Origin of the sequence: Peredibacter starrii (assembly GCF_034259205.1) — a bacterium.
GTDB lineage: Bacteria > Bdellovibrionota > Bacteriovoracia > Bacteriovoracales > Bacteriovoracaceae > Peredibacter > Peredibacter starrii.
Map to the genome: position 1 here is coordinate 3,050,104 of NZ_CP139487.1, position 12,801 is coordinate 3,062,904.

The following is a 12,801-nucleotide window of genomic DNA, read 5'->3' on the forward strand; positions in this document are numbered from 1 at the left end:
GAGCACCGTTAATTCAACTACTTGGCCATTAATTCGTGCTCAATTCGGTCTAGACGGGCCTTCATTTCTGCGTTCTCCCGTTTGAGCTTTTCGATCTCTTCGGACTTCGCTTTATTCTCTGCCTTGATCGAAGCGATCTCACGCTTCACTTCTTTTGATTCAGAAAAGAGTTCTTTGATCGAATTCACCATGGCCCAGAAAATCGGAGTTGTGTTGAGTGAGAGAAAACCATCCTTATCTTTTTTTACTGCATCCGGAATTTGTTTTTGAACTTCTTGAGCAATCACGCCAGTGTACTCTTCTTTGGATGAAATCTCTTTCTTGTTCCCTTTTTTATAGCGGAATTTTATAGTCTCAAGATTTGCGATCTCTTTCAGACCATACTCATATTTTCCGGTCACATCTTTTAAACGTCTATCAGAAGGAACGATCCAACCTACATCACCACCATTTCGATAAGGAGCACCTGTGATACGAATATCTCCAGTGATATCTAGTGTGTATGAAGGGCTGGTATTATTGATACCAACCATCGAATTCGCCGATAACATGAGAGGTGTAGAAATAATTCCTCCAACTCCAGTGTGATCTTGGTAGAAGTACATACCTCTTGAACCTGCAGTTGAATTCTGTCCAATGGCCCAGCGATTAGTAGCATCAACACCTAGGTTGAGTCCCTTTTGAACCGTGTCCGGGCCGTAGATATTAACCACCGTTGCACTACTAGCATCACCTTGAATATGAAGATGGCCCTGCGGGATTGTAGTACCAATCCCTACTTTCCCTTCAGAAGTTAGACGCATCTTAGGGGTCGCAAGTGTTGAATCAGCAGTGTAGAAATCCATATAGTCGAGTCCATATGTCCCATACATGATGGCTCCACGAATAGCATCGTCACGGCCAAAAGCGATCCCAGTTTGAGCATATTCCCCACCGGAACCATAGGCCTGAATAGGATTTGAAATTCTAAGAGCAACTTCATTCAAAGTCGTAGATTCACCTGTAACCGATTTACTAATATGAAGAGAATGTGATGGAGTCGGAGTTCCAATCCCTACTTTCCCCCCAGACTGAATGGTGAATCTGGTTGTGCAAACCTCACCTGCTTCACAAAGCACATCATCATCATCAGGGTCGGTATATTCAATGAAATCTAATCCAGTTCTGGTCAAATATTCGTTGGTACTAGCAATACCCCAAGAACGTTTCTTTATAGCAGCTGCAGAGTTTTCGGCCTTCATGAGTACACCACTGTAATCACCTGCACTCGTCAACTGAGTAGAGTATCCAGAAGCTGGTCGTCTCACATCAAGCATCGTGGCGGGAGTTGAGGTCCCTATTCCCACATAACCATTAGAATCGATTCTCATTCTTTCAGGTATCGTGCTTCCACCATTGGGAGTTGTTCTAAAAATCAAAGCACCCTTTTCTGAACCCGGAGTAACATCTGTTAATGTCGCCGCAAAATCAGCGGCCACTACCCCAGTACCAGAAGAGTTTGGTAGTTTAAATTGTAATGCAGTTAATTCGTTTGCCGCCGGCGTACCACTGGCATTTACTCTTTCAATCATCATCGGTGCAGCATTCCCACCGGCAGCAGTCGATTGAGCAACATGCAGAGGTCTTTGTGGAGTGGCCGTCGCGCTGACACCAACTCCAACATAACCAGTTGTATGCATCATGTTTAAGAGTGTTTGTTTTACAGTAGCATCATCATTGATTGATCGAATCATCATCTTGTCGATACTGTTTACAATTTGGCCTATTCGATTGTTAGCAGAACTACCTGGGGCCACCATCATAATGTCGGCCTGGTTCATTCCTTCACCTTCAATGGTTAATCCCCATTTATTCACCGGGCGAAGGATCTTCATTTTCGATTCGATGTTATTAGGTCCAGTAAACGAGTTGGTTCCTACACTCACTGCCCCGCTATCGTAATAAAGATGTGAACCGTTTTTAAGCCATTGACCAAAAGTTCCAACATAGTTTTGAACATACTGAACGTTGGCAACATCCGTAAGATCAACTCCAGAAGGAGTTGCGGGAATTTTCAAAGAACCTGATACAGAGACGGCACCTGAAATTGTATCAGTGCCATTTTTAACTAGAAAATTCGTGTCTGCAGTTTTGAGAGCGTTGATCTGCCCCTGAGTTTTATTAACAACGGTTTGTATCGAATCCGCATTCGCAATGACTGTATTACTTGGAGTAACCGTTGCAAAAGTTGAAGCAAGAACGTCTGTGATAAATGTCCCCCAGGTCTTGTCACCTTTCCAATATTGAGCGGCAGTTCCTGCAGTGATTTTTGGTTCTTTATTGCTTAAATCTGTTGTGAGTCCACTGATCTTTGATTGAGCGATGGCCGCAGTTCCCGAGATATCAGCATCAACGATAGCACCAGCTGCAATTTGAGCATTGGAAATTGTTCCTGATAGATCTCCGCCAACGGCACTTGCCCCAGTGGTCACCGCAGTCCAGCTCAAATTCCCTGCACCATCGGTGGCAAGTACATATCCAGCAGTCCCATAAGTCCCTGGTAAATTAAATGTTAAAGTAGATGCAAGTGCGGCCGGAGCTTTTATTTCTACATAGTTCGCAGTTGTCGATTTCAAACGAATGTTACCATTCAGAGCAATGTTACCATTTACTTCTAATTTTTCTGTCGGATTGAGAACATTGATACCAACATTACCACCAAAAAAGTTGAGGTCATCTGCTGAATCCTGATGGAAGGCATAGTTTTTTGTACCACCGGTTTGATCAGCGATTCTCAAACCATACACGGTTGAAATGGTTCCTGGACTACTATCATTCATCCCACCGATTTCAACAATGTTCACTGTATTGATGTTCCCAGTATAAGAAGCATCAGCATCCACACGGAAGAAGTTACCGGCCACTCTCCCCGACACGTTAGCAGACGTTGTCTGCAATTTTGGATTTAAAATGTTTCCGTAGATAATCGAAGTAATATCGGCCGACGGTTCTAGCTTCGGACTTAATGTGACACCACCAGATCCACTTACGTTAGTACTTAGGATGGGACTTAAAGAAACACCTCTTAAAGTACTTCCATCATTTTGAATTTTAGCGTCCACCCACATGATGGTGCTATTAGATACTCCGGAGATGTGAAAGTTTGCTACAGGTGTAGACGTCCCTAGTCCCACCTTGCCTGAGTTATAGTAAAGATCAGACCCATTTTTTGACCAATCTGATGCTCCACTCACCTGCGCATCCACATAGGCCTTATTGGCCGCATCTGTTCCTGCAGTGGGAGCAGCAAGACCAGTAATTAGATTATTTCCCATCGCAATGGCGCCACTCATTGTGCCACCACCAAGAGGAAGTTTAGTGGCATCTAGTGAATCATTATCATTCACACATGACCAAAAAGTTGGCCCTAGATTCATCTGAAGTTTCTGGTGAGAAAGACACATCGGAACTTCACCCGGCATCACTTGATCGGCCCCATAACCAATAGTTGCAACCGCCGCATCACCTAAGCCAAGATTCGTTCGCGCACCTGCTGCAGTTGATGATCCAGTACCACCATTTAAAACTGGAAGTTGTGACACCTCAGTCATCACACCTGCACCATTTGTTACAACGACTGAATCTGCAGTTCCTGCTGCGAGTTTTGAACGAGAAATATTGCCCGCGAGATGAGTGTCAGTCACTCCACCATTTGCGATTGAGATGGTTCCCGAATTAGTGATTGTGCCACCGGATAAACCCGTTCCGGCTGTAATATCAGTAACTGTGCCACCTGAGGCTCCGGACACAGGTTTTGGCTCCCATTTAGACCCAGTCCAAGTGAGAACTTCGTTATTGTTCGCATTTAATTTTGAAAGACCATGGGCGATTTGAGCTGAAGGAACCGCATGGAGAGATTGAAATGAATAGGCCTTACTGGCAGTTTCATTTGTTACACGAATAGCGGCCGTATCAGGAGAAATGATCCCACCAAGAACTTGCGATAGTGTCGAAGCTCCGCAATTCAAATCAAGTTTCACATGGAAAACACCATTGGTGAGGGCCACGTTTGTAATTTGTTGAGAACAAAGTACCACTGATGTATCGGCGGTACTCGCGAGATCAAATTTTAAATTAACGGGACCAACAACTGGTGATCCATTACTGTTAACAAGTCTTCCGGAATAGCTAAGAGATTCTGCGAATGCAGAACAAGTCAACATGATGACGAACATCAGGCTTCTTAAGCAAAGTTTTACAAAACTAAAATGCATTCCCATAAGGAGTTACATCCCATTTTATTACATACAAAGTGGAGCCCGGGGATCTTTATGGCAAAGATAGGCCTTAAGAACGGCCATCTCTCTCTCTCGTTTTTCATCTCGTGCTTTTAGCTCAGCATTCTCTGCCTTAAGCGAAGCAATCTCGCGATTTACGCTCTTTGTTTGCTCATCAGATTTAAGCATCCAGGACCTAATTTCTTTAATTGCATTAATAATCGGTGCTACCAAGTTTTGATAGGCCACAGACTTCATACCCTGCTTGTCTGTTTTAACGGCCTCAGGAAAAACCTTTTCAACGTTTTGAGCAATTAAACCAATTTGTTTATCAGAACCCTTGCTCTCATCTTTCCAGTAATAATTTACACCATCAAGCTTTGTAATAGCGTCGAGAGCATAAGGAATTGAAGTGATATCACGCTTAAATCGAATATCAGAAGATTGTGTCAGCGTTCCAGAAAGTGTCGCATTCCCGTCGGCCCTAAGAATGAATAGACATGCTCCTAAGCCGAAGCACATCGAGTCAGCTCCCAATGGAGCTCCAGTAGATGAAGAATACCATCGCCAGTCTTGTCCACCAGTAGCGGAATTTCTATTTGAAATAATTGAATAAGAGGTTGGCACACTTGAATTCACAGTAAGACCGCCCGTAGGAGCTGTTGTTCCGATTCCAACTCTACCATCTGGTAAAATTGTCATGCGTTCTACTGCTGTAGTTGATCCATTCGATGTTGTACCTAATGAAATTCCTGTGCCTTTATTTGTAGCAGAATGAACTTCACCCGCATAAAAAAACACTCCTGCCTGTTGTGGCCAGAAATTTGTTGAAGTTCCACTTCCCTCTGAAACATAGGCCGAACCACCAACAACCATCCCCGGAGTTGCGGGATATGAAGTAGATCGATGAATTGAAATGGGTGTTACACCGTCGATAATTAAATCGCTGTCGCCACCACCGACATGGAGTCTGGTCAGAGGTGCAATACCTACGCCGACGTTCCCGTTTACGTTTTTGATCATGATGGCATCTGGAGAATTGACTGAACCGCCAATATGAGTCTGATGGGAAGAATCTACATAGATTGAAGTATTTCCTCCGGCAGTAGTATTCGAGATAAGTAATCCACCCGCTGTAGTGTCGACGGCCTGCTTAACATGCAATCGGGCCAAAGGAGCTGCGATACCAATAGCAACATCACCAGCATTGGTAATTGTCATACGGTCTGCTGGAACAGAGGTTGAATTGGCCGTAGTGGCAAAAATTAATGATGATCCTGTTGCCGTGGTAGTAAAGTCCTGCGAAGCAACTGCTCGGATGTCTGCACCTGATTTGTAGGCAGCGACCGCATTGGTTGAACCATGAAAAGATATTGATCCAAGAGAATCACCACTTTTCAGAGGGGCAGTCGTACTAGAATTACCGCGCAAGTTTACTAATTCAACTGTCGGATTACCAATTGCACCTGCACCACCTCCACCAAAATTTTTAACCGCCACAGAAGGATAACGGGCAGCAGTTGTTGAAGTGTTATCTGAAACAATACTTGCCGATGTTGAGGCGTTCGCTTTATAGACCATGAATTGATCCCAAGGTGAAGCAATACCGATACCGACGTTACCTGCACTATAAGAAAGGTCTGAACCGGTTTTAGTCCATTGGCCAAAAGTTCCGACATAGTTTTTTACATATTGTACGTTGGCAGCGTCTGTTCCATCTACTCCCGATGGAGTTGTTGGAATTTTTAAAGCACCAGTGGCGGCATTCACAGTTACCGTTCCCGTAATAGAATCTGTTCCGTTCTTCACTAAATAGTTAGAGCTATTTGTTACAAGATTATTAATTTGTCCCTGGGTCTTATTCACTACGGTTTGAAGAGTGTCGCCATTTGCAATCGCAGTATTAGAAGGAGTAACAGTTGCAAAAGGAGATGCGAGAACATCAGTCAGGAAGGTTCCCCAGGTCTTATTTCCTTTTAAATATTTAGTAGCATCTGAAGTTCCGGATAATTTTGTGATCGGAAATTCTTCATCTAAAATATTTAATTTCGCGTAAGTGATCGTGAGATTTGCGATATCAGCATTGTAAATCGCACCGGCAGCAATTTGTGCGTTAGCAATCGTGCCCGTTAAGTCACCACCCACGTTGGTTGCCGTTGTTGCGGCCTGCGACCAGGATAATCCCCCAGCTCCATCAGTAGTAAGGACATAACCAGAAGTCCCTGCACTTGCCGGAAAGGTATAAGTGAGAGTTCCCACTAGGCCGGCAGGGGCCCTTAATTCAACAAAGTTTGTATTATCAGAACGAAGTTTTAATTTACCATCAAGAGCGATGTCTCCAGCGACGTCCAATTTTCCAGCGGCCGTAGTTTTACCAACGGCCATCTCACCAGTTGCGAGAATGCGCATCTTCTCCACACCACCAGTTGTGAATCCAAGAATGTTATTCGAAAGACTAAACATCCCCGTATCAGAATCACCGCCGAATGAATAAGTCGGCCCCGACTCTCCGTTAGTTCCACTGATTCGCATATAAGGAGCAAACGATCCGTTAAGATTCATCGCTGAAGATGACAGATTCATGACAAGGCTTCCACCAGCAGAAAATCCTAGAATGCCTCCGTTGTGAAAGAGACCACTTGAAGGTGAACTGGTGAATGTAATTGACGGTGAGTTCCAAGCACCATCAGCAACAGAAATTTTATTCACTCCTGTGATGCTATTTGATCCCATCGCCAAATTGGTCGTGGCGGTATGATTACCTAGATTATCTCCAGGAGCTGCGCCTACTTTCGTATCAACATAGTCTTTAGTTGCAGCATCGGTTCCCAAAGTTGGAGTTCCAAGATTTACAATCTTGCTTGTTCCCATATCAATCGCACCACTCATCGTTCCCCCACCTAGAGGAAGTTTTGTGGCATCGAGTGAATCATTATCATTCGCACAAGACCAAAATGTTGGTCCTAAATTCATTTGTAGTTTTTGGTGTGCAAGACAAATCGGAACTTCACCCGGCATCACTTGGCCAGCACCATAACCAATTGTTGCAACCGCCGCGTCCCCTAGACCAAGATTGGTCCGTGCACCTGCTGCAGTTGAAGAACCAGTACCACCTTGAGCAAGTGGAAGTTGAGCAACTTCGCTCATGCCACCAGAGCCATTATTCATCAGAACATAGTTTGCTGTTCCGTTAGCAATTTTTGAGCGGGCAATATTGCCAGCGAGATGAGTATCAGTCACTCCACCATTTGCAATTGCAATGGTTCCAGAGTTTGTAATTGTTCCGCCTGATAAACCTGATCCAGCAGTGATGTCAGTAACTGTACCACCAGTTGCACCTGTCACTGGTTTCGGCTCCCATTTAGAACCTGTCCATGTGAGAACTTCATTATTGTTGGCGTTTAATTTTGAAAGGCCATGCGCGATTTGCGCAGAAGGAACAGCATGAAGAGATTGAAACGAGTAAGCTTTGCTGGCAGTTTCATTCGTGACTCGAATGGCCGCAGAATCTGGTGCAACAATAGCTCCTAGAACTTGGGACAATGTCGAGGCTCCACAATTCAAATCAAGCTTCACATGGAAGACACCATTGGTGAGAGCAACGTTTGCAATTTGTTGCGAACAAAGAATGGTTGAAGTATCGGCCGTACTTGCGATATCAAATTTTAAATTCACTGGTCCAACAACTGGAGAGCCATTGGTATTAACAAGTCTTCCGGAATAGCTTAAAGATTCTGCGAATGCAGAACTAGTCAGCATGATGACCACAACTAAGCTGCTTAAGAAAAGTTTTTTTAAATGCCCGTTGGTTCCCATATAGGGCCTTACTTCCTATGAATTCCTAAGGACTTATCGACATTTAATAAGAAAATTTTAAAGGATTAAGCTCTGAAAACTATTCCAAATATCGAATACTTACATTTCTGACTTTAGTACCCGGAATCAGGCTTAGCTTTTGTAACATTACAAATTTTCGCTTTTGGATTGATCTCACATAGAGATTCTTTAAGGAGACGGTTCTCTTCTTTAAGCGAAGCAATTTCTCTCTCATGCTTTTGAGATTGATTGAAGAGTTCTTTGATCGCTTCAATGATAGGTGCGATTAATTTTGAATAGGCCACAGACATGATGCCGGATTTTTTATCAGTACTCACGGCTTCAGGAAATAACTTCTGAACTTCCTGAGCGATCACACCCATATCTCTACCTTTCTCGAACTGCAAATCAGGATGCTCCGATTGGCGCCATTTATAATAGAAACCATTGAGGGCCACTACTCTTTCAAGAGCATCAGGAATTTTCTCGAAGTCTTTTTTGTAGCGGCGATCAGAGAGAGCGTTGTAGGCACCCACGCCAGCAACAGATCCATTCACATGAAGTTTGTAACCAGGAGCAGTTGTTCCAATCCCAACATCACCAGTAGGAAGAATCGCCATCGGTGTAATCCAAGCGGTCCCACTCCAATAATTCATGGTTAGGACGTTTCGTAGGGCGACCGTTGGGTAACTATTTCCATTGGCGCCAAATTCCCAACCTTTATTTCCTAAACTTGGATTTGAAGAGCCCATTGTTTCAAGAGAATTTCCTCTTAACGTAAACAATCTGAAGGCCGTGTATTTTGTATCATCAGAGATAGAGTTATTAATAATACTGTTTCCGGCAGAACTCACTTCTAGTGAGGCTTGAGGAGCTGTAGTTCCAATACCAACATTACCGTTGTTATCAATACGCATTCTTTCATTATTGGTGATACTTCCGTTTTGAGTTGTTTTAAAAATCATGGCCGTACCTTGGGCAGTATCAGTCCAATCTTCCGTGGCGTCTACTCTAAGTTCTGCTCTTTGAGTAGGTGAATAACCACTCGCCGATCTTCCCCACCATCCAAAACTTCCTAATACATCGTTAGTCATTGTAGGAGTAGGAATTGCGCCGGTACCTCGTGCCTGACGAAATGAAATCACAGGTCTGGTACCCGCATTTGTTCCATGACCGTCAATTTGAATTCCTGCATTGGCACCATCTGCACCAATAATATGTAACTGTCTTCCACCAAAGGCCACGGGAGCGGTTGGAGCATTTTCACTCACAACTAATTTTGAGCCTGGAGCGTTCGTACCAATTCCTACACTGCCTGCAAAATAGCTCGGAGAAGTTGGATCATTTGCATACACAGACCATTTATTTGTTGCTTCTATATTTCCAAGGTATAACCCATATCCATTCGTGATTGTTCCACTACCGGGGTTTTGAACGTTACCATATAGCGCATAGCCAGTTGTGATTGTTCCTGCAGCATTGTTATTCCAAACTTCTCCATGTACTCCGTAGGCATTGGTAATAACACCGCTACTATTATTATAGGCCTGCCCATACACCCCTTTACCTTGAGTTACAGTACCTGCATCAGAATTAACGGCAGTTGAATAAGTTCCCCACTGATCTGGTAGAGTCGATGTGGTTGCATTACTCGCAACTGACTTAACACCAAACTGTTGAGTAGCTGACGAAGTTAAAGAAATTGTAGCGTTAGCATCCACCCCATACTGAAACGTGACCGAGCCATTCGTTACAGCAGAAGCGCCTCTACTTCCCCACTGGGAAGTTAATAGAGTGCCGGTTCCGTGGCTAGAAACTGCATTCACTCCGTATTGGTTATTAATAGTTCCCGCAGCTGATGTGGCCGTGAAACTTCCTCCCATCTGTGTACCGACCAATCCTGGACCGTTATGCATAGCAGCCACTATAGCGCCAGTCTGGCCCGTTATATTTCCTGAGCCATTATTAGCAACCAGCGCATGTATCGATCTAGTTTGCTGCATATTAAAGGTTGATGACGCCGGAATAATAAAATCAGTCATCAAGCTTGTGTATTGAGCGGTACCTGAAGCAGTAGGAGAAGGTTGAGTTAAAATACTCGCGCTAACGTGTCTTCCGCCACTGCTTGTGGGAGCATCGTTCACCAAAAGTTGTCTCGGTGTAGTGAATGAAGCGGTTGCAGATGATGTGCCAAGAATCGAGTTTTGAATCGTAAGCTGGCCAACCGGTGACGTAGTCCCAACTCCCACCTTCCCGGCCGAATAACTAATATCATTTACGTTTTTGATCCACTGGCCATAGGTCCCGACATAGTTTTGAACAAACTGAACGTTGGCCGCATCTGTGAGATCTGCACCTGATGGAGTCGTTGGAATTTTTAAAGCACCAGTGGCCGCATCAATTGTCATGGTACCAGTGACTGTATCAGCGCCTGTTTTATTAAGAGTGTTCGAGGCCAGATTGTTAATTTGACCTTGAGTTTTATTAACTACTGTAAGAAGAGAATCACCATTGGCGATCGCCGTATTACTCGGAGTGACCGTTGCAAAAGTTGATGCAAGAACATCCGTGATAAATGTTCCCCAACTCTTGTCCCCTTTCAAATACTTTGTGGCATCACTTGTACCTGCAAGTTTCGCGAGAGGAATATCACCATCCGCAAGATTTAATTTAGCATATCCAATTGAACCATCCGCAGGTGCCCCACCTGAAACTGTTGACCATGAAAGATTCCCTGATCCATCAGTGATCAGAGCTTGACCTGAAGTTCCGACACTGGCCGGCAGTCTGAAATTTAAAGTACTACCCAGACCATTAGGTGCTTGGAGTTCAACATAATTCAAATTATCAGATTTTAAACGTACAGCACCTGTGACAGCGATGTTACCTGCAACAGTGAGCTTTTCATTTGGTGTTGTGGTTCCAATGCCGACATCACCTGTAGCATTAATGCGCATTCTTTCAAAAGGTGTAAAAGTATTTCCAACTGTCAGACCAGAGGTCGCAAAGAAAGAAAGATCTCCAGTTGGAGCAAAACTGATAATCGAAGACCCCGTCGATTTGGCCACCCAAGTAGGACCTGTACTCGCCGCTCCTTGAGATAGTGTACCGCCACCAGAGTTATTGGCAGACATATATAGGCCTGTGTCCCCGGCCGCAGAAATGTGAAATTTTGATCCATTACTTGAGGTGTCTCTCAGGTCCAAAAGGTATGCAGGACTTCCCGTTCCAATCCCCACATTACCAGTTGAGTAATGAATGTCTGAACCCACCGTAGTCCACTGAGAACCAGCACCAACTTTTGAATCAACATAGGCCATCGTCGCAGCATCACTCGCTGCTGTCGGTGTTCCGAGACCCGTGATTTTATTTCCGCCCATCGCAAGTGCACCACTCATGGTGTCCCCTGCTTTTAGAACATAGTTTCCTTGTGAAGCTGCGACTACACCAATATTGCCAGTTAATTTATTAAAGGCAGAAAGTACAGAATCTGCTGCTGATACTGCACCAGTTGTTGAACTAAAACCTGTTAGTGTTGAACCAAGAACGGCGGAGTTTAAATTCTGCCACGTCTTTGTCCCGCTCCAATATTGAGCAGCGGTGCCCGCAGTGATCTTCGGCTCTTTATTACTTAGATCAGTAGTAAGATTATTGATCTTTGACTGATCAATCGCCGCAGTCGCGGAGATATCTGCATTACCAATTGATCCGTCAACAATCTTAGAAGAATCAATCGCACTATTTGCGATTTGGGTATTTGAAATAGAGCCGGCAGTAATCACCGGGGCCGGAACTGATGTTACTTCCCACTTCGACGTTCCAGAATTCCATTGAAGAATATCTTGGTCTTGAATTCCTGTCACATCAACATCAGCAATTTCAGATAATTTCGAACCAGTGAGTTTTCCTGCGGCCTTTGTAAGCATGCTCCAGGAATAGTCACCTGAAAGAGGAACGACTGCTCCTGTTCTTCCATTGAAGTTAGAAACAGTATTTGTTCCAACTGCGACCTTGCTCCAGTTAGTCCCGTCCGAGATGACCCAGTCTCCTACATTGTAATTTGTTGAACCAGAACCTAAATCCTGAGTTCCGGCCACTGTAACAATGTAGTAAGTACCTGCAGCAGCAACTCCAGATGATAAGTTCGGAGTATCAGTACCTGCATCATAGGTTCCCACATAAACTTGGTTTGTCGTAACTGCAGAAGGAACCCAACTCGTTCCATTAAAACGTAAGAACTGCCCTGCACTCGCACCCATGTGGTGAAGTTTGGCCGCGGTCACTTGTCCATTTTGAAGTTCAAAAGAAATTGGAAAAGTTGCACTCGCATTAGCAGAAGAAATAATAAGATTGAGTGACTGCCCAACCAAAAATGTTAGTGCACTCTTGGCGTTTAGAACAATTTTGTTATCACTCTTTGATTCGATGGTAAAAACGTGATTAGTGCCACCTTCAATTTTAGCAGTAGTCACTTTACTTAAATTACTTCCACTTACAATCAATTGATCGTTCTGAATTTTCACATTACTGATTGAAGGTTTCGTTTCTTGAAAGCTTACGGTGATGTTGCCTTGTAATAGCGAATTATCCTGACATCCCGTCAGTAAAACTGCAGCTACGACAAAAATAGAGACAATATTGAAACTCATAAGAATTCTTAATCCTTACGTATTTATCGACTCTTATTAAACTTTTATTTACAGATATTTAAAAAATCTTAAAAGGTTTG

General features: G+C 43.9%; 3 protein-coding genes. All 3 read right to left on the minus strand.

Annotated elements, in window-relative coordinates:
• Positions 1-17 precede the first annotated feature (17 nt).
• Entirely contained in the window at positions 18-4,214 is a 4,197-nt protein-coding gene (locus tag SOO65_RS15185) for a DUF8740 domain-containing protein (RefSeq protein ID WP_321391994.1), read from the minus strand.
• Positions 4,215-4,280: 66 nt separating this feature from the next.
• Positions 4,281-8,072, minus strand: coding sequence for a tail fiber domain-containing protein (locus SOO65_RS15190; protein ID WP_321391997.1), 3,792 nt, complete (start codon positions 8,070-8,072; stop codon positions 4,281-4,283).
• A gap of 113 nt (positions 8,073-8,185) precedes the next feature.
• Positions 8,186-12,721 carry a tail fiber domain-containing protein gene (locus SOO65_RS15195; RefSeq protein ID WP_321392000.1) on the minus strand — a complete coding sequence of 1,512 codons (4,536 nt, stop codon included), beginning with the start codon at positions 12,719-12,721 and terminating at the stop codon, positions 8,186-8,188.
• Positions 12,722-12,801: the final 80 nt, after the last annotated feature.